The following is a 19,629-nucleotide window of genomic DNA, read 5'->3' on the forward strand; positions in this document are numbered from 1 at the left end:
CCGTTTCCCCAAAAGTTAGCTCACTTGATAAAACGCGACTTCCACTTCCGTTGGCTTTCGAATTCCTTCGCCGACAAACATCATTTTATTCAAAAAATCATATCGCCCGCTTCGCACTTCAAAAATAGGGGACGTTTTAAAATAATAAGAGCCCCGCGGCACATCCTCGCCACGAAATATTTGATCGATGATTTCTTTGGGCCCGTGCCGGTATCCCTTATTGACAACATAAATAGGCGTCCCATCATCCGTCTCGATCACATAATGGGCAAGCAGTTCTGTTACCCCATCTCTCCGAATCAATTGATAGTCCGCTCCTCCGGGGAACACTTTTCCCCTCATCAAAGGCCCCTCGAAACTTCCACCGAGAATTGGAATCACTCTTCGATACCCGTCCCCGACATCTCCTACTTCAATCGGGTTTCCAACCTCAATGTAAGCGGTAAATATATGTTCAAATCGGATGGTCGTTCCCTTCTTTCTATGAAATTGGCCTTCTCCGCCTTTACAAAGCAGTTCTGTTCATGAAACAGTCACTTGTCCGCTCTCTGTCTTCGGTTGCTCGTTGCGATAGATTGCATACTTTTCTTGCACGAGCAATACAGCAATTCCCCCTAATACCGCGGCGCTGGCAATAGCAGCAAAATTATATTGAGGCGGCAAGTTAAAGGACAGCAAAACCCCAACAAACGTCGGTGCAACAATGCCACCAATTCTGCCGAACGCCATCGTGCTCCCTAAAGCAGTGGATCGCATGGCTTCCGGATAGTATTGAGAAACAAATGCATTGGCGATATTTTGGACACCTACTGAGGCGGCTCCAATAATGGCAATCAGTACAAAAGCGACGATGGTACTGCTCATAAAACCGATCAGTGATAAAGCGACCGCTCCACAGAAGAACAAAGGAACAAGTACCTTCTTAAATCCCCATTTATTCACTAACGGACCGAAGACTACAGTACCAACGATCGCCCCAATTTGCATCACGGCGGTAAATGCAAGGCTGGAGCTCAAATCATAGCCTGCTTTCATCATCAGCCGGGGAAGCCATGTGTTCATTGAGTAAATGAGAACAAATGCACTGAAGCAAGATAGCCAAAACATCACTGTGCTAAACGCTCGATTCTCTGTGAATAATTTCACGATAGGTAAAGAAACTTGGGTCTTTCTTTCAGACTTGACTAGTTCAATCGCATCATCATGACTAATATGAGGATCAATCAAAGCAAGAACTTTTCGTGCCTCCTCTTCTCTTCCTTCTTTTAGAAGAAAACCAACCGACTCGGGAACACCTTTCATTAGAAATGGAAGCAATAATACCGGAACACCTCCGATCCAATAGATGGACTCCCACCCAACCGTCGGCAAAAGCGCCCGGCTCGTCAATGCCGCGGCAATAGCCCCAACTGAATAACCACAAAAAATCGAGGCAACAATGGCTGTACGAACTCGTTTCGGAAACATTTCTGTCGCTAGTGCAATGACATTAGGCATAACGCCGCCAAGACCAATCCCAGCAATGACCCGAGAGATGGTAAATAAAATTGGATTTGGAGCGAAGCCAGCAAGGAAGGTAAAAAAGCCGAATAAAAATGTAGTCAACAAGATAATTTTTTTGCGTCCCATTCGATCTGCCAGCATGCCAAACAATACCGCTCCAATAGCTGTTCCAATAACTGTATAGCTACCGATGGCACCAGCTGTGACATCTGAAATTCCCCACTCTTGAATCAATAAAGGAACCGAAGCGCCATAAATGACGACATCATACCCATCAAGCGTAATCACTAGAAACAGCCAAATCATAAGCCAAATGTGGAATGAACGGACTGGGCTATTGTCAATCACATCAGCCGGATGAATTTGTTTCACATGGGTTCCCTCCCTAATACATTTACCTTTTTGCCCTTGTCATCCACCGCTTTGGGGTGCTAGTCAAGACCGATTCGTTCCCCAAAGGCAGCAAACATCTATCCGGGGCTGCTGGACAATGGACTTGCTTAATAACCCCTGCTCTCCGTTACTAACCATATCTATTTTCCACTAAACACCGGCTTTCTCTTTTCGGCAAACGCCCGCATGCCTTCTTTGCGATCTTCGGTCGCAAAGGCGTTTCCAAAACAGGAAGTTTCAACCATCAATCCTGACTGCAAATCCACATTGACCCCCGTGTTGACCGCTTCTTTGAGCATGCGCATGGCAATGGCCGGTTTTTGCGCCAATTTTCCGGCCCATTCTTTCGCCGTCGGCAAAAGTTCGTCGGACGGGACGACTTTGTTTACCAAATGAATGGCAAGCGCCTGCTGGGCATCGATCATTTCGCCGAAATAAAGCAATTCTTTCGCCACCCCTTGGCCAACGATGCGCGGCAGCCGCTGCGTCCCGCCGCCGCCCGGGATGATGCCGAGGTTGACCTCTGGAAAGGCAAACTTGGCATTGTCAGAACAAATGCGCAAATCGCATGCGAGCGCCAATTCGCACCCCCCGCCGAGCGCTAGCCCGTTCACCGCTGCGATCACCGGTTTGGATGCGTTTTCAATTTTCAAAAACGCGCTTCGCGATATTTTGTTCATTTCCATCATGCCGGCTAAATCCAAGTCCATCATTTCATGAATATCGGCACCGGCCACAAACGCTTTTTCTCCCGCTCCGGTAATGACTATCGCCCTCACTTGTTGGTTGGCTTCGAGCTCATCGATCAAAGCAGATAGCTCTTGAAACACTTTTGTATTCAACGGATTGAGCGGAGGGCGGTGAATGGATACAACCGCCACTCGGTTTTCGATTTCACATTGCAAAAATTCGTAGTTCACAACTCATTCCTCCTCCTAGAATGTTTAGCGACGTAGTGGTGGCGTACGAGTATCGCCGTTTCACCCTTATCGGGCATCATCGTAATCGTAAAACCCGGCTCCCGTTTTTCGGCCGAGCCTTCCTGCCCGGACAAGCTGTCTGAGCAATAAAGGAGCGGCAAACCGATCGTCCTTAAACTCTTCGTAAAAATAGTCCATAACATGAAGGCCGATGTCGACTCCGGCGAAATCTTGCAACGTAAACGGCCCCATCGGGTAGTTCAAACCGAGCGTCACCGCCTTATCGATGTCTTCCATCGAAGCTACCCCCTCCTCGACGAGGCGAATTGCTTCGATAAACTGCGGAATCATAATGCGGTTGACGATGAACCCCGGAGAATCTTTTTTCACCTCAACGGGCTCTTTTTTTAGTTTTCGCGCGAGTTCTTTCACCTGTTCGACTGTTTCATCGCTCGTTTTGTATCCGCGTACGACTTCGACGAGTTTCATCAGCTGTGGGGGATTGAAAAAATGCATGCCGACGACTTGGCTTGGACGGCTGGTGGCAGAAGCGATTTCTGTGATGGACATCGATGACGTGTTCGTCGCTAGGATGGCGTGTTCTGGTGCAATGTTGTCCAATTGAGAAAAAACTTCTTTTTTCACCTCCATGTTTTCGATGACCGCCTCAATAATGACATCGGCCTGTCTCATTTCCTGTAAGCTAGTTGATCCCTTCACCCGTTCTAGCGCCTCATGTTTTTGCTCGGCGGTCAGCTTCCCTTTGGCCACGCTTTTATCCATAAATGCTTCCATTCGTGAGCGCGCTTTTTGCAGCATATGCTCGTCGATGTCTACTAAAATGACATTCAATCCTGACAACGCAGCTAAATTGGCGATGCCGCCTCCCATTGTACCGGCTCCTACGACTCCGATCGTTGCTACCATTCGTCAAATCCTCCTTTGTTTTTTTGAATTTTCTATATTATCTTTGCTATTCATTATAAAAAAGGTGAATATAAAAAAATACCTGCATGATGCAGGAAAACACACTCATCTTTTCAGCAGTTTGGCGGAGGACAGGCCATATAAATCGTACAACTTTAACGCCATCATCAAGTTGAACCGCTGCTCTGCCCCGCTCAAGGAGAAGCCGAGCATTTCTTCAATCTTTTCGAGCCGGTATTGAAGGGTGCTGCGGTGAATATACAACTTTTCGGCGGTTTCGGTCAAATGACCGTTGCAATCGAGAAAGACACGAATCGTTTGCAGCCAATCCACATTTCGTTCCGCGGAATGCCGGATCAACGGGCCAAGATATTTGTCGACAAACAGTTTCGCCGCCTCCAGCTCTTTTAAATGGTGCAATACTGTGTATGCCCCAAGCTCATCAAAAAATGCCAAGCTTGTCCCTTGAAAACTATGGAGAATGACTTGCAACGCCTGCACCGCCTGCTGATAGCAAAAATAATAGTCACGGATCGATGTTGTCCTCCCCCCGATCCCTAAAAGCGCTCGGCAACACGCCCCCTCCTCCTTCATCCACTCGTTGATCCGATGGTGCCACTCGTTCCAATATTTCGCGGGCTGCTTCTTCTCCTTGCTTGCCGGAACGATCAAAATATACCGATCGTCGATGGCCCCGTATAAGAGAGCAGGGTCTTCGATGGCGATCCGCGCTTTTAAGCGGTCCCATAACGCTGTTCTCTCGACATTCCGCTTGAACAAATCCACCTGCTCTTCCGATTCAGAAAACTGCAAATGCAAGACAGCAATGCGATGCTCGTCAAAAATATTCCACTGAAATACATTCGCGTATTGGATAATGCTCTCTTCCTCTTCGATTTCCGCGGTCAACAGTTTATGCAAAAAGCTATCTTTCAGCTGTTCCCTTGTATCAAAAACAAGCTTCTGTTTCATAAACTGAATGGAAAAAATATTAAGGGCCAGTTCGACGCTGAGACGGAAAAAATCATCGATTTCTTGCGGATGCACGTCAATGGCTAAATAGCCGACCACGTCTCCCCCGCTGTTGATCGGCCAAACCGTCAGCGAAACGTCCGGATAGCCATCAAGCAGGATATATCCCTCCATCCGGCTTTGCCCAACGGCTTGTCTTAATGCCTCTTTGGCGATGTCCTGCAGCTGCTGCTCGCTTAGCCGCCCCCATTCATAAGCGATCGGGCGCATAAAGCGGTCAAAGACAATGACCGCTTTGCCAAACATTTGGCTGAATGTTTTCGTAATGCCATGAAAATTTTCATACCGGATCGTCTCTTTCATCAATTTTTGTTGATATTGAAGGAGAAGACGGAGGCGATGGGTATGATCCCGCTCCTGCTGATACAGCCGAACATTTTCCAGCATGACGGCAACGTAGTTCGCTAGCATGTCTAAAATTCCTACATCTTCTTTCGTAAATGTTCCTTCGTTTTTTCGTTCCACATGCAGGACACCGATCGTTTTGAAGTTGACAACAAGCGGAGCCGTCAACTGATCCCCGCCCGGTTTCTCTAAAAACGGAAAATAGTCGCTTACCCGGTAGTTATTTTTCATCATAATTTGTTGCGGGCCGCTTACTTTGCCATACGCAGGAGGATGAAAAACAAAGCTATCGTCTTCTTCCCGGTATAAATACATACAGGCACCGCCCGCGTTCGTCCCTTTTCCGGCCCGCTCGACGATTTTTTCAACAAACCGCTCAAGCGGCGTATCGAGCGAAAAGTGTTGCGCAAGCCACTCGAGGCCAACCATTTTTCGCTGCTGGTTTTCGTTTTTCTTGGCGACCGTAATGGCTAGGGCGACATCCTCGCCAAAATCGTCAAACAGTTGCCGCGCCTCGGCCAGCAGCGAAACATAGCGCCGAAAACCGATCATACAAATGCCGTATTCGTTTTCCTCATCTTTAATTGGAACGCTAAACCACGTTTTGATCCCATTTTTTCTCAACAAGTCAATCAATCGGCATGTGCACGCTTCATCCACCTCTTGAAACGTCGTGCTCCCTTCAAACAGCCGCGGCAGGCAGCTGGCAATCGCGATTGGCGGATGAGAAATCCCGCGGCGGAAATCGCTCTGATATAGTGTCGGTACGACATCATCCCCTTCCTTTAACACAATGGCGATCAAGTCACATTCCAGCTCCGCCCGAAATGAAGTCACTAAGTATTGCAACGCTTCTCCTTCTGTATCAAACTTCACGAGTTTTCGCGCCGTCGTCCGCAAATGGCTTTCAATTTTTTTCATCAGCTTTTGCCGCTTGTTTTCATCCATAACACCGGTCCCCTTTGCTTATAGTCTTTCGACAAACAGAAAGGTTGTTATTAAGCCCATCTACTTAATAACAACCTTTCGCTCCGTCTCGGAAAAGAGTTCAGCTCGTTTTTGATTTCGCCGCCAGTGTCTTCGCTAGCTCAAGGAAAAAGTCGAGCGCCTCCGGATTGGCCATCGAGCCTGGGTTGACCGCTTTTTCGAGCGGGAAGCCTAAGAGCAGCTTGCGGATTGGAATTTCCATTTTCTTTCCGTTTAACGTTTTCGGAATTTGCTTTACCTCGTAAATGTCGTCCGGAATAAAGCGCGGCGAGACATGCTGCCGAATCGACTGGCGGATGCGTTCCTTCAGCTCATCATCGAGCGCCACGCCTGGCTTGAGGACGACGAACAGGGGCATGAATGATTGCTTGCCCATCATTTCTAGATCGACGACAAGGCTCTCAAGCACCCCGTCGACCGCTTCGACGGCGCGGTAAATTTCGCTCGTGCCCATGCGGACGCCGGCGCGGTTGATCGTTGAGTCGGAGCGGCCATAAATGACACAACCGCCTTGTTCATCAATCTTAATCCAATCGCCGTGCTTCCAAACGCCCGGATACGTGTCAAAATAGCTGCTCCGATACCGCTCGCCGTCCGGGTCGTTCCAGAAAAAGAGCGGCATCGATGGCATGGGCTTCGTAATGACGAGCTCACCAACTTCATTCACAAGCGGCTGGCCGTTTTCATCAAATGCCTGTACATCAGCTCCTAGCGCGCGGCATGAGAGGACGCCGGCGCGCACCGGCAAAATCGGCGAACCGACGACAAACGCGGTACACACATCCGTTCCGCCGCTGCACGATGCCAGGCAAATGTCATCCTTCACATTTTCATACACCCAGGCGAACCCTTCAACCGTGAGCGGCGAGCCGGTCGAGAGCACGGCTTCAAGCTTCGATAAGTCATAGTGCTCTTTCGGTTTGAGGCCGAGCTTCATGCAGACGTTAATAAACGCCGCGCTCGTGCCAAAATGAGTGATCCCCGCTTTCTCCGCGAGTTCCCATAAGATGTTGCCATCCGGGTACGTCGGGCTTCCGTCATAGAGCACCACGGTCGCTCCAGCGAGCAACCCGCCGATCAAAAAGTTCCACATCATCCATCCGGTCGTCGTAAACCAGAAAAACGTGCTCTCCGGCGTCAAGTTATCGGCAATCGACAGCGCTTTCAAATGCTCAAGCAAAATGCCACCGTGCCCTTGGACAATTGGCTTTGGCAAGCCGGTCGTCCCTGAAGAATACAAAATCCAAAGCGGGTGGTCAAACGGAACGTCTTCATAGACAAGCTCCGCCTTATTGGCGACGACATCGTCCCACAGCACCACCCCGTCATCGGGCGCTTCGAGTTGTTCGCGCCAATACGGGAGCAGCACCGTCTTTTTCAATGACGGCAGCTGGGCGCGCAACTCCGAAACGACTGGCATTTTGTCAAACTCTTTGCCGTTGTATTGGCAGCCGTCGACAGCAAACAAGACGGTCGGCTCGATTTGCACGAACCGGTCGATGACGCTGCCGGCGCCAAAGTCGGGCGAGCAGCTTGACCAAATGGCGCCAATCGAGGCGCAAGCCAAAAACGCCATCACCGTCTCCGGAATATTCGGCATATAGGCGACAACGCGGTCGCCGCGCTTCACTCCCATTTCCCGCAACGCTTGGGCGATCGCCGCTGTCTTTTCAGTCAGCTCTTGCCACGACACTTCCCGGTACGGGACGCGCTCAGAGCGGAAAATGAGCGCCGGTCGGTCAGCGCGCGCATGCCGGAATACATGTTTCGCATAGTTGAGCGTCGCCCCGGGAAACCACTCCGCTCCGGGCATCTTTCGCTCCCGCAACACACATTCATACGGTGTCGCTGCCTGCACACCACTATATTCCCAAACCGTTTCCCAAAACTGCTCAAGCTGTTCGACCGACCATGTCCATAGCTGGCGGTACGAGGCAAACGACAGCCCTTTGTGTTCTTTCAGCCAGTCCATATACCGCTGAATGTTGGACTGTTTGACTTGCTCGTTTGTTGGTTGCCAAAGGATCGTTCCTTCCGTAATCGCTTTCATTTGATCGTGCGTCAATGGACGCCGTCACCGCCTTTCCCTGACGTTTTATTCAGACTATTTATATGATACCATTGTTTCTAACTATTTTGAATAGATGTTTCTTCGACAGCCTTGTCGGAAAAGAACGGAACAAATCCATTGACAAAAAAGCGATACTGAAATAAGATAATCACAAAAGTTGGTTTAGGTAAAAAAAATGTCCCTTGTCAAAGAGATTAACAGGAGGGAAACTTTTATGGCCGAGCGAAATGATTGGCGACTCTCGGAAATGAAGCCGGGGGAACGATTCCGTATTCGGAAAGTCACCATTCCTGATGCAGTATTAAAACGAAGGCTGCTTGACTTAGGTTTTGTGCCGGGCGGGGAGGTCGAGGTCGGGCAAAGAAGTCCGTTTGGCGACCCGACCGCCTATCGCGTATGTGGAACGACGATCGCATTAAGAAAACAAGAAAGCGACTATATTTACGGGGAGAAGATCAGTCATGGTTAATGCGACATATACGATTGCCTTGATGGGCAATCCGAATACCGGAAAAAGCACGCTGTTTAACGTCCTGACGGGGCTGCGCCAACATACCGGCAATTGGCCAGGAAAAACTGTCACCCACGCGGAAGGGGAATTTGTCTATCGCGGGGCGACGTACCGAATCGTCGATTTGCCGGGCACATACTCTCTCTATTCCAATTCAGCCGATGAAGAAGTGGCACGCGATTTTCTTTTGTTCCAACGGCCGGATATAACGATCGTCGTCGTTGATGCCACAGCGCTCGAGCGCAACTTAAACTTGGCGCTTCAAGTGTTGGAAATGACCGACCGTACCATTATTGCCGTCAATCTCATAGACGAAGCAAGAAAGAAAGGCATTCGCATCAACACCAAAAAACTGGCAGCCAAACTCGGCGTACCGGTTGTGCCGATGTCTGCACGCAACAAAGAAGGCATTGTCCAATTGTTGGAAACCGTGGATGCTTTGGCACACGGCCGCATCCAAACGAAGCCGCTTTCCGTTCAATACAGCCCGGATATTGAACAAAGCATCGCCAAACTCATTCCGCGCATCAAGGAAATCGTCGGTGAAACGTATCCTGTGCGCTGGATTGCGCTCCGGTTGCTCGACGGCGATATGTCGTTGCTCCACGCCCTCGAGCAGCCACCGCAACTGCCTAAAAAGGAGGGGGTTGTCCATGTCTGCCATAGCTCCGTCAAATCGGTTTGACCGTTTACTAGAAGAGGCACAAGCATTGGCACCGGCCGATACGCGCGAACAAATTGTCACCGCTATTTTTCAAACGTCGGCCGCACTTTGCCGCGAAACGGTCACAAATGCGGCCAAGGCCGCCAAAGACCGCACCGCGCAAATCGATCGGATCGTCACATCGAAGCGGTGGGGATTCGTGATCATGTTGGCGATGCTCGCCGCTGTCCTTTATGTGACGATCGCCGGAGCGAACGTACTGTCTGAATCGCTTGCCCGCCTGTTCGGATGGGTGGAACAATATTTGACAATGTGGTTTCAAGCTGTTCATGCACCTAACTGGCTGCACGGCCTCCTTGTGCTCGGCTTATACCGCGGCACCGCCTGGGTCGTCAGCGTGATGCTGCCGCCGATGGCGATTTTCTTCCCTGTATTCGCTTTGCTCGAAAACTATGGCTACTTGCCGCGCGTCGCCTTCAATCTCGACCGGCTGTTTAAAAAGGCGGGCGCGCACGGCAAACAATCGCTGACGATGGCCATGGGCTTTGGCTGCAACGCCGCCGCCATCATATCAACGCGCATTATCGAATCGCCGCGCGAGCGGATGCTCGCCATTTTGACGAACAGTTTCGTCCCGTGCAACGGGCGCTGGCCGACGCTGATTTTGCTTTCTTCCTTATTTATGGCGGCCGGTTATACAGGGGGCTGGAACACGCTCGTCACCGCCGCGGTTGTCGTCGCCATGGTGCTGTTTGGCATCATCGTCACGTTGACTGTTTCATGGGTTTTGTCTAAGACAGCCTTACGCGGCATTCCGACCCATTACACCTTGGAGCTGCCGCCATACCGGCGCCCCAAAATCGCCGAGACGGTCATTCGCGCCACGATGGATAAAACGTGGTACGTGCTGAAACGCGCCGTCACCGTTGCCGCCCCGGCCGGCATTCTCACTTGGGTGCTTGGCAACATTCACGTTGGCGATACGACCGTACTCGCGTATTTCGCCGGCTTGCTTGACCCGTTTGCCAACGCGCTCGGGCTTGACGGCTACATTTTGATGGCCTTTATTTTAGGGCTTCCAGCTAACGAAATCGTCTTGCCAATTTTGTTAATGGGCTATTTATCGGCGGGGGCGTTAACGGAAGTCGACAGTCTCCATTCGCTCAAACATATTTTTCTCGCCAACGGCTGGACGTGGCTGACCGCACTTAACATGATGCTGTTTTCGCTTCTTCACTACCCATGCGGCACGACGCTCGTCAACATTTATAAAGAAACGAAAAGCGTGAAATGGACATTCGTCGCTTTTGCCTTGCCGACGGCAATTGCCATTGCGGTCACCTTTACGACCGCACAGCTTGTGAGATGGCTGGGGCTTATTTAAGAGACTAGCTTAACAGGCCGTCCCGCCCCGTACTTCCTTCCCTCCCCTCTGTTTCAAGGGGAAAGAATTTCTCCGCAAGTAGCACTGACACAATCAAGAAGGATGTCCCGCCTTTTGGAGGACATCCTTCATTTTTAGCACTAGTGTTCCTCGTCAACATCTGAGGTCATACGTTCGAACCTCTCGTCCATAAAACGTATAGCTGTTGCCCCCACCCTGTGGCCCATAAAAACTGGGTCAGCGTGGAAGCTCAACTTTTCCATCCACGGGCAAACAACGATTGCTATGCTGATTGTCGGACGCCTAGCGCTGTCTTTCAACAACTCCATGCTACTCTCTGTTTCCTGCTGAAAAATCTACCTAATTATTCATATCGAAAATTTTTCTCTGCACTTCATGAAATTTCAGTTTCGAAATATAAGCGACTTTCTCACTATCAAAAAAATGAGCTAAATATGTTTCGCCAACCTGCGTAATTTTTACTATTTTTTTTAAATTGATAATATAAGAGCGGTGAGTCTTAAAAAAACAATGATCCAGCTCCCTTTCAATTTCGCTCAGCGTCTCTGTGGTCTCATATTGCTCATTTGCCGTGTGAATGACCGTTTTTCTGCTTTCCTTTTCCACGAATAAAATATCTTTCATCGGCAGCAAAACAATAGAGTTTTTCGATCGGATTCCAAGCCTTTTGCTCGGCTGTTTCGCCTTTACAGCGGCGCACTGCTTGGCCATTTCAATCAGTTTGCGGGCCTTTTCCAACGCATAAAAGAGACGCGTTCGCTCAATCGGTTTCACGATATAATCCGTAGCGGACACTTCAAAAGCCGCTACGGCAAATTCATCATATCCAGTAATAAAAATCACCTGGACAGAAGACAAAAGCTGCTTGCATATTTTGACCGCTTCCATGCCATCAAGCCCAGGCATATTAATATCAACTAACACAATGTCGGGCTGTTCCCGGAGCACAATTTGCAAAAACTCCTCCCCGCTTGTCGCCTCAGCCACAACGTCGTAATTGGGGAATAGGCGGATAAAATGCCGCAAAATCGTTCTTGAAGACGCATCATCATCAGCAATCACGATTTTTAAATCATTCATTGCTTCCTTCCCTTCTTTCTGGCCTCCTATTCCAACTAGTAGTCTGTCGGTTCACAGAACATTTATACTCCTCTTACCTTTTTTCGTCCAAAATGATTTGACCGCTCTCATCTAACACGGCCTCAATTTGACGATGTTCTTTTCGAAACGTATAAGCTGTTTCTCCAATTTGGACAATCGTCCCCTCTTTCACGACACCAAACTTCACTGTGTGACCATGGGGCACTACAATGCGTGTAACAACCCCGGAATCTGAACCTGCCTCTTGAATACACGCTCCTTTTCGGGCATAAGCACGGCCGCCGCGCATGATTCCTTTTATATCTAGAAAACCATCGGAATGAATGGTGCAGTTATAGCACCCTTGGCCAAAAACAGTGATATCGCCGCTGCAGTAGACCGTACTATTCAACGCATATGCCATCTCAATGTAACTGTCTCCGTCATTTATGTCCGCATATTGTTTCGTTATTGCCTTTATATCCTCAAGCAGCTTGGCAAGCTGTTCGAGTGAATGGAGCTCGTTCGGCATGTTCGAGAAAAAACATAGCTGAAACCGCTCAGCCAAATCGGACCAAACAGACTCAAGCTGCTGACGGTTGCTCGTTTTCGCTGCTTCTATATATTTTTTCACTTCCGCAGCCAAAGGGCGAAATTTATAATCCATTAAAAGCTTGATTAACGGGAACAGGCTGTTCTGTTTCCAATCTGTCCTTTTAAACGCTGGAGAACTGACTAGCTGTTTTACAGAGGAAATCATTTTTTTGATCCCCCCTTCAATTGTACTTAACAAATGTACAAGCTCGGAAACCAGTATATGGCCTGCTCCCGCCGAGATGACGCTTCCAATGACATTTTGTCTGATAAAGATAGCTTGTTTTGACGTAATCGTCGCCCGATTCACATGTTGGAATACCGTGATAGTGCCTCCTGTCTCCACGCTCATTCCGTCTTCGACGCTGCCGGTAATGTCGACGTCGCCATGAAACCGAATATTGCCCGAGCTTAAATCGACATCGCCTTGATGAATAAGCTTGTCCGCTATAAATATGTGCACATCGAGTCCTTGTTGCCGAAAAACCGGCCGCCCGCTAGCCAACGCTACAATTTTCGTCCCATTCTCAATTGCTGTTACACCTTTTCCTAAATGGACAGCCACCGGGTGAACAGGTTTAGGCGGAATCGGCTCATTCGTCACCGTCACGCCCGGAACGCCCGGGATTGGGGAATGAACGATCGCGATGACTTGTCCCGGATGAACAGAACGAATATTGTTTACTTCACGGAAATCAACGGTGCCGTCTTCCCGCAGTTTCGGCCCTGCCTGTTTACTGTCCAAATTGACCGTTAACTCCACCCAACCGTTTTTTCCTTGCTGAGGCTTCATCCCTCTAGCGATGACAAAATCGCCCAGTTTTGTCGCCTTTGCTGCTTCAGTCATCGCGGTAAAATCAAATCCTTGAACAATATTCAGCGATTTTAGTTTTTGCAAAACCGACTGGTACTCAAGTGTATTTTGTATTTCAATATGCTGTTCAGCTTTTAGCTCAATATGATGATCAGGGAAGACATCTTTCAATTGAAACCTCTTTTTCATCCCCGGTTCTATGTGCAAAATAGCGTGCAACTTGTCTTCATCAAGGACAATATCCCATTTCGTTTCGACCGTTTCCTCTATAGTTTGTATTTCTAATTGGTCACCTTCCGTGACAACCGTCGTTCCAGTCACTGGATGTCCATTTTTCAACAGAAGAACACCTTGCCCTACAGTAATAGTAGGATAGCATAACGGCGACGAACGATAAAAAATTTTCCCTCCTCGCACCCATGCTTTTCCACTCAAATGATCTTCTGTTGCTTTGATCTGCTCCACATTCGCATTTGTTACACTGAATTTCTCTTCTTTGACAGCGCCTGATGATTCCGTTTGCCTTTCTATCTTTGTCAATTTGACAATGGCTGGTTTGGAACCGATGATCCAAATTTTCCTAGTTTCCTTTTGAATGATTTCAACATGCACCTCTTCGCGTTTGCCTTGCAAAATCGCCAAGCCGACGTGAATGGCCTCATCGATGTTTTTTCCTTTTGAAATGATCGTTTGCCCCATTGCCGCTCCCCCCTTGGCAACAGCTATTTTTCTTAAACTTCAAAAATCATATTCCGCCACGTCAAGCCGGCATCCGTGGTCATGCCTGTCCGGATTGTTCCATCAATCAAAACGACTTTATTTTTTTCGGACTCCAATCCTTAGTCAGATAGCGGTGTGTTGCCGAAAATGCAATTTTACGTGGTAAATAAAGCAACGTGTATACACCTACCAATACCGATCTTTTGCTAATGGTAACTTACCCGGTTTTCCTAAAAGATACCCTTGCGCGGCTGGCACTCTCAAAAGCTTCGCTTGGGCGAGATCTACTTCTTCCTCAATTCCCTCTAAGATGAGAACCATTTTGCGGCCGCAATAGCTTGTCAACAAACTAACCATTTTTTGTTTTTCTTCATCGGCTGCCAATCCTTGGGCAAAGTACCGATCCAACTTCACATAATCAGGCTGTAATTCAATAATTTTTTGCAAGGTTGATGCTCCTTTGCCAACATCGTCAATAGCAATGTAAAAACCATACCTTCTCATCCACGCTATAGCTGCTTTTAACTCTTCATCCTTCCATATCCCCTCTTCTTCTTTTGTCTCATTCAATTCGAACACAATTCGATTTTCAATATATGGAAAGCGTTCAACTACTCTTTTCAAAAACGGTTTAAATTCATGATGCAAAACAGTGGAAGGATATACATTCAAAAAAAGCAGCCGTCCTTTCTTCTCTAAAAAAGGAAACTGAACGATGGAACTTTCCAGCGATGTAACATCCAGTTCGTATAAACATCCTTCCTCCCGAGCCTTTTGAAAGAGATGCTCAACGTTATTAATCCCGTTCACCCGCAGCAGTGATTCATATCCAAAGATGCTCCAGTTAAACAAGTCCCACAGCGGCTGGTACACATGTTCAAACCGTTGTTTGTCCATCATCTTCCAAATAGAGACTAAAGACACATTATCACTACCCTTTCATTAGGATATTTATCCCAAACCACACTAATCGACAAATATGAAAATCAGCCTAATACCTTTCGTTTAGCTTTCAATATAACCCTTTTCCGTGCATCTGTCTAACTTCGTTTACGCACATCAAGCATCCATACAGCCCTGACCAATACATAAAAAGGACATATCAGGTCTTTTTTTCGACTTTTTGCGACATGTTCGACACTCAATTCTGCTATTTCTTGTCGTAAAATACAAAAACCTCTCTCACTTACGAGGGCCCTTTTTCTCCCATATTTTGATTAGTTTTTCAAGGAAAACGTTGACCTCCAACGGTTTTGTCATGTAATCCGTAAACCCTGCTTGTAAAGCCCGTTCAATCTCTTTTGTCACCGCGTTGGCGCTGAGCGCAATCATCGGGATATGCTTTGTTCGTTCATCGCTTTGCAACATTTCCAACACCGTATACCCGTTTATATCCGGCAGATGAATATCGATGACAATCAAATCAAACCGGCCACTGATAGCCTTTTGCAAGCCTTCACTGCCATTGTGAGCAAACGTTAACAAAAGATTGGGAAATGGCTTCAATATATGTTCCAACAGTTTCAGGTTGGATACATGATCTTCGATGTATAAAATTTTTTTGCTTCCGAGCTTCAATAACCTCTCCTGATTCACCAGTTTATTTTGTGATGAGTGCGGCCAACCATGAAAACAACTGATAGCTGGGAGGGTGAGCGAAAAGTCGCTTCCCACACCCAGCTTACTTTTCACCTCAATCGTGCCGCCCAAAAGCCGGATAATCTGCTTGACAAAAGCGAGTCCAATGCCATTGCCGTCAACGTGAGTGCCTTTTATGCGATAAAATGGTTCAAAGATATTTTCTTGTTCTTCATCCGGGATGCCTATCCCATTATCTTTTACATGAATAACGACTTTTTCCTGATCATATTTCCCCTCAATAAGAACCGTACCACCATCGCGATTGTATTTAATGGCATTGTCAAGCAAGTTTAATAACACTTGTCTCACTCTCGTCGCATCTGTGTATAAATACACTTGCCCACTAAAGCTCGATCGAACTTGAACGTCGATGTTTTTCTTATTGGCTAACGGCTCGACTAATTTCATACTTTCTTTAATAATGTCATCCGGGCGAACTACATCATAAGTTAAGGACAGCCTTCCTGTTTCAATCTTTGCCAAGTCTAACATTTCGTTAATTAAATTTAATAAATGGCGGGCACCTCCCAATATTTCTTGCACAAACTCCCGCTGCCGGGCCTTTAAGGAAGGATCCATCTCCAGCAATTGGGCGAACCCTAACACTCCGTTCAATGGTGTTCGAATTTCATGGCTCATGCGCGAAATTAAGTTGGATTTTGCTTGATTGGCTCTTTCTGCCTCCTCCTTTGCTCTCCTTATTTCTTGTTCCATCATTTTCCTTTCTGTAATATCAATCGCTGAGCCAACAACCTCAATCACTTTGCCATTCTTTTTTATAGGACGCAAGCTAGCTAAATAGTCAATTCCATTGATATTCCCTTCATAGTACAACGCTTCTCCCGTTTCCCACACATGCCGGTAATATCGTTCTTTTTGATCAGCAATCTGCTTTGGCAAAAAATCATGCAAAGCCTTGCCGAGCACCTGTTTCGGATCGATTCCCAAACAATAGAGCAGTTCTCCTCCGCATAACGTATGAACGAACTTATCTCCCCTTTTCATAAACTTAAAAATCATCCCTTGTTGCTGACAAATGGCGTTCCATAAATCCCGGTGCATTTTCTTTATGCGTGCCTGATATTTTGCAAAAGCTGTCACATCTCTTCCAACCATAAACAATCCGATGACGTTTTTTTTCTTCATGATCGGTATAAACGTAAACTCCATAACGATCCGTTGTTTTTGAGATATTTTCATTGGAGCTGATAGAAAACACGATTGGCCTTCCTTCACTTTTCGTAAACATTGATCGAGTTTTTTATGATCACATTCGTAAAATAGATCGTATAAACGAACTAATGACGCTTCTTGTCGAAGCTGTAGAATCTCCATTGCTTTTGAATTGATGTCAATAATTCCTCCATTGAGATCGGCAGAAAGAACAAAATGTGGATTGTAGTCCATTAAACATTTATAGTGGGGATCGATGAGTTTCTTTTGCTGCAAGGCTTCCCGCCGCTTAAAATGGGCAACTGCGCTGGCCATGACTAATATAGCGATTATCATAAAAGCAAGAATATAGGCCAAATCATCAGCTGGGGTCACAGATGCCAATCCTGTTCGCAACAGTTCCTTGTTTTGGGGGGTCTCCTTCATGGCTCCTTTGAATACCCAAATGTCCTTCCTATTGTCGTTGCTGGTGGCCTTGACTAAAATGTTCAAAAATAAGCAGAAAAAAGCAACAGCAATTAGAACGGAGATGACAATCAACTGTAAATCATGATATCCTATAATCCCCATAACAATGCCTCCCATTTATCATCTCGCACCGAGCCCCCCCCTGCTTCACGCGTGAGCGTACGCGGGGGACGAACCGGTATCTTTCCTTATCGACCTTCCTCTTGCCCCGAAAGAGCAAAAGATGTAGAACAAGCAGATAAAGAACACCTGTTCCTTTCCATAACTCATATTTCGCAACCTTTGCATAATATACAAAAAATGACCAAAATATTCGCATAAAAATAAACTTTTATACAAATATTGTAAAATAACTAATTTTTATTCGATGAAATCAGGTTTATTTTGAATTTTTATTCAAGGTGCGAAATGTGAGCCATAAGAGGAAAGGTCATGTATAAATCCTATCGCTTTCGATTGGCCGCTGTAACCGTTAGACCGATGAAAAGCAGATCACTTCCCAAATTGATGGTTCTCAAGTGAAAGAAAAGAACAGCATTGATAAGGCCATAAGGCCTCTCAATTTAATAAACGGCTCAAGGCTTGCGCATTTTCATAGAAAAAGGACGGGCAGCGATCAGTCGCCCGTCCTTCCTGTTTTCGTTAATTATGCATTGCTATACTTCTCTTGCTTCCTCGATATGCGACACATCCCCCTCCACGATGACATGAAACACATCGCCGCTCGCCTCAACGACCGTCACGCTCGTGCCGTGCATGTACGGGGGCGCCCACAGTTCGTTGAGCGGCACGCCTTTGAATGCCGCTATGAGCGTTTTCAGCACGACGCCATGGGTGACAACCAAGACGGTTTCCTCCTCATGGCGTGCAATGATGCGCCGCACGGCGGCCAGCGCCCGCTGCTGCACATCAAAAAACCGTTCTCCGCACCTTGGTGCGTACAAATGAGGCGCGTTCCAAAAATGATCAAACAAAACCGGATCCATTTGCCGAATCTCGTCATGCGTCTTTCCTTCCCAGTCGCCAAGATGCATTTCGCGCAGCTGTTCGTCTTGATAAATCGGAATAAGCCGCCCGCCGCGGACGAGTTCCGCCGTCTCAAGCGCCCGCCCGCTCGTGCTCGCATAAATCGCCGTCAACTCGACCGCCTCAAGCCGTTTTCCGAGCCGTTTGGCGTCTTGCCTCCCCTTTTCGGTGAGCGGCGAATCTTGCCATCCTTGCATCCGCTTTTCGACGTTCCACTTCGTCTCCCCATGTCTTGTTAAATACAGCGTCGTCTCCATCCTTCTCTCCACCCCCTCTATTCATCATTCTAAATCATATATTGAAGAAGCAAGTAATTCGGCATACGGTTTTGCCTCCATACTTCTCGCACAGAAAAGCCCCCTGCAATGATTTCTCGCTTTCTAAGTGAAAGGCCTGTTCGAACGATGCATCCATTTTTGACTAGTTTTTAAGAGTGATCAAAACACCGCATGATCAAATTTCTTTCACAAATGTAGTCAACTCAATTTCTTCCCGAGTTTGTATCCGTTCTGTCGCGTAAAACCCATGGCGCTCATAGAAGCGAACGGCTGGCGCATTGCGGCTTCCGGTCGTTGCGATGATTTCCCGCACCGATGGTTCTTGCTTGATCACAAAGTCGAGCAGTGCGCTCGCGATTCCTTGACGGAACCAATCCAGGTCAACGACCAGCCGGCAAAGGTGAAGCGTCTGTCCGCCCCGCTCATAGGCGATTGCCCGACTAGCCTTCCATCTTGAAAATAACCGAAAAAGCGTTCGCCGCATTGTCGCAATGTATCAACCGTGTCACGAAGCGGCGGGAGCGCCGTGCTGCCAATGATTTGCGCCTCGACGGCATACGCGCGCCGCTCTAGGCGCAGCACCTGAACAGCTGTTTCGCGATCCGTCACATCAAGCTCCCTCATCATGTTTTTCCCCTCTCATCAGCCAAAAAAGCGGCCTAGTTCGGCCGCTTGGCGTTTAACGTAATTTCTCCCCCTCAAAGAGCGTGAAGGGCGATAAGTGGTGGGTAGTTCACTCAATCACGTCGTCCATTGCTTCCGGCAGCGAACGATAGCCTTTTTTCTCTTGGCCGTCTTTTCTGACCGTCCATTCCTGCTTTTCGAGCGCCAGTTCTCCGCGTTCGTTCTGAATAAACGGCATATGGATCGTGATCATCTCGTCGTCTTTATTGATCGTATAGCCGACATAATAGCGGTTTCCTTCACCGCGTTCCTCGAAAATACCGACTTGATCGAGTCCGTACGTCTCCATCATCGGTTCGAGCGTGTCGATGAATTCTTCAAGAATCACTCTTCTTGGCGCAAACTCCATCTGTTTTCCTCCTCTTGCACAGTGATCGGTTTTAGTGTGCGGCA

The 19,629-nt window shown here is 47.7% G+C and carries 17 protein-coding genes; 3 read left to right on the forward strand and 14 right to left on the reverse strand.

Annotated elements, in window-relative coordinates; translation table 11 throughout:
• Nucleotides 1-15: 15 nt before the first annotated feature.
• The 6 genes from IC803_RS09715 to IC803_RS09740 all read right to left on the reverse strand — a co-directional run bounded on the left by IC803_RS09715 (nucleotide 16) and on the right by IC803_RS09740 (nucleotide 8,157).
• On the reverse strand, nucleotides 16-516 hold the full coding sequence (locus IC803_RS09715; RefSeq protein WP_081210305.1) for a DUF3237 domain-containing protein: 501 nt from the start codon (nucleotides 514-516) through the stop codon (nucleotides 16-18).
• A 6-nt stretch (nucleotides 517-522) separates the two neighbouring features.
• Nucleotides 523-1,875, reverse strand: coding sequence for an MFS transporter (locus IC803_RS09720; RefSeq protein ID WP_081210303.1), 1,353 nt, complete (start codon nucleotides 1,873-1,875; stop codon nucleotides 523-525).
• Between the two features lie 161 nt (nucleotides 1,876-2,036).
• A complete protein-coding gene (locus IC803_RS09725) occupies nucleotides 2,037-2,816 on the reverse strand; it encodes an enoyl-CoA hydratase/isomerase family protein (RefSeq protein ID WP_081210301.1) in 780 nt (259 codons plus the stop codon).
• Nucleotides 2,817-2,882: 66 nt separating this feature from the next.
• Nucleotides 2,883-3,743: a 3-hydroxyacyl-CoA dehydrogenase family protein gene (locus IC803_RS09730; RefSeq protein ID WP_081210299.1), complete on the reverse strand. Its 861-nt coding sequence runs from the start codon at nucleotides 3,741-3,743 to the stop codon at nucleotides 2,883-2,885.
• Between the two features lie 105 nt (nucleotides 3,744-3,848).
• Complete coding sequence (locus IC803_RS09735) at nucleotides 3,849-6,068, reverse strand: helix-turn-helix domain-containing protein (RefSeq protein ID WP_081210297.1); 2,220 nt, start codon at nucleotides 6,066-6,068, stop codon at nucleotides 3,849-3,851.
• A 100-nt stretch (nucleotides 6,069-6,168) separates the two neighbouring features.
• Entirely contained in the window at nucleotides 6,169-8,157 is a 1,989-nt protein-coding gene (locus tag IC803_RS09740; RefSeq protein WP_184319421.1) for an acetoacetate--CoA ligase, read from the reverse strand.
• A 235-nt stretch (nucleotides 8,158-8,392) separates the two neighbouring features.
• On the opposite strand from IC803_RS09740, the gene IC803_RS09745 reads away from it, so the two are divergent.
• Genes IC803_RS09745 through IC803_RS09755 form a run of 3 tightly spaced genes read left to right on the forward strand, consistent with a single transcriptional unit; the run spans nucleotide 8,393 to nucleotide 10,737 of the window.
• The gene (locus IC803_RS09745; RefSeq protein ID WP_081210293.1) at nucleotides 8,393-8,647 is read left to right on the forward strand and encodes a FeoA family protein; all 255 of its coding nucleotides are present in this window, start codon (nucleotides 8,393-8,395) and stop codon (nucleotides 8,645-8,647) included.
• The gene (locus IC803_RS09750) at nucleotides 8,640-9,374 is read left to right on the forward strand and encodes a FeoB small GTPase domain-containing protein (RefSeq protein ID WP_081210291.1); all 735 of its coding nucleotides are present in this window, start codon (nucleotides 8,640-8,642) and stop codon (nucleotides 9,372-9,374) included. Before IC803_RS09745 ends, IC803_RS09750 begins: the two co-directional genes overlap by 8 nt.
• Complete coding sequence (locus IC803_RS09755) at nucleotides 9,343-10,737, forward strand: nucleoside recognition domain-containing protein (RefSeq protein WP_081210289.1); 1,395 nt, start codon at nucleotides 9,343-9,345, stop codon at nucleotides 10,735-10,737. Before IC803_RS09750 ends, IC803_RS09755 begins: the two co-directional genes overlap by 32 nt.
• A 360-nt stretch (nucleotides 10,738-11,097) precedes the next feature.
• On the opposite strand, the gene IC803_RS09760 is transcribed toward IC803_RS09755, so the two are convergent.
• The 8 genes from IC803_RS09760 to IC803_RS09790 form a co-directional block, all read right to left on the reverse strand.
• Nucleotides 11,098-11,838, reverse strand: a complete 741-nt coding sequence (locus tag IC803_RS09760; RefSeq protein WP_081210285.1) for a LytR/AlgR family response regulator transcription factor — start codon at nucleotides 11,836-11,838, stop codon at nucleotides 11,098-11,100.
• Between the two features lie 73 nt (nucleotides 11,839-11,911).
• Entirely contained in the window at nucleotides 11,912-13,888 is a 1,977-nt protein-coding gene (locus tag IC803_RS09765; RefSeq protein WP_233134477.1) for a flagellar assembly protein A, read from the reverse strand.
• A gap of 264 nt (nucleotides 13,889-14,152) precedes the next feature.
• Entirely contained in the window at nucleotides 14,153-14,863 is a 711-nt protein-coding gene (locus IC803_RS09770) for an EAL domain-containing protein (RefSeq protein ID WP_223811954.1), read from the reverse strand.
• 285 nt (nucleotides 14,864-15,148) lie between these two features.
• Nucleotides 15,149-17,350 carry a PAS domain-containing hybrid sensor histidine kinase/response regulator gene (locus IC803_RS09775; protein WP_158083298.1) on the reverse strand — a complete coding sequence of 734 codons (2,202 nt, stop codon included), beginning with the start codon at nucleotides 17,348-17,350 and terminating at the stop codon, nucleotides 15,149-15,151.
• Between the two features lie 554 nt (nucleotides 17,351-17,904).
• The gene (locus IC803_RS09780; RefSeq protein ID WP_081210277.1) at nucleotides 17,905-18,531 is read right to left on the reverse strand and encodes a histidine phosphatase family protein; all 627 of its coding nucleotides are present in this window, start codon (nucleotides 18,529-18,531) and stop codon (nucleotides 17,905-17,907) included.
• A gap of 196 nt (nucleotides 18,532-18,727) precedes the next feature.
• Nucleotides 18,728-18,985, reverse strand: coding sequence for a GNAT family N-acetyltransferase (locus tag IC803_RS18185; RefSeq protein ID WP_223812074.1), 258 nt, complete (start codon nucleotides 18,983-18,985; stop codon nucleotides 18,728-18,730).
• Complete coding sequence (locus IC803_RS18190; protein WP_223812087.1) at nucleotides 18,883-19,176, reverse strand: hypothetical protein; 294 nt, start codon at nucleotides 19,174-19,176, stop codon at nucleotides 18,883-18,885. The genes IC803_RS18185 and IC803_RS18190 overlap by 103 nt, the downstream gene beginning before the upstream one ends.
• 109 nt (nucleotides 19,177-19,285) lie before the next feature.
• Nucleotides 19,286-19,585 (reverse strand): DUF5634 family protein, encoded by a 300-nt coding sequence (locus tag IC803_RS09790; protein WP_081210275.1) that lies wholly within the window; start codon nucleotides 19,583-19,585, stop codon nucleotides 19,286-19,288.
• Nucleotides 19,586-19,629 lie beyond the last annotated feature (44 nt).

The sequence above is a fragment of the Geobacillus sp. 46C-IIa genome, assembly GCF_014679505.1.
GTDB lineage: Bacteria > Bacillota > Bacilli > Bacillales > Anoxybacillaceae > Geobacillus.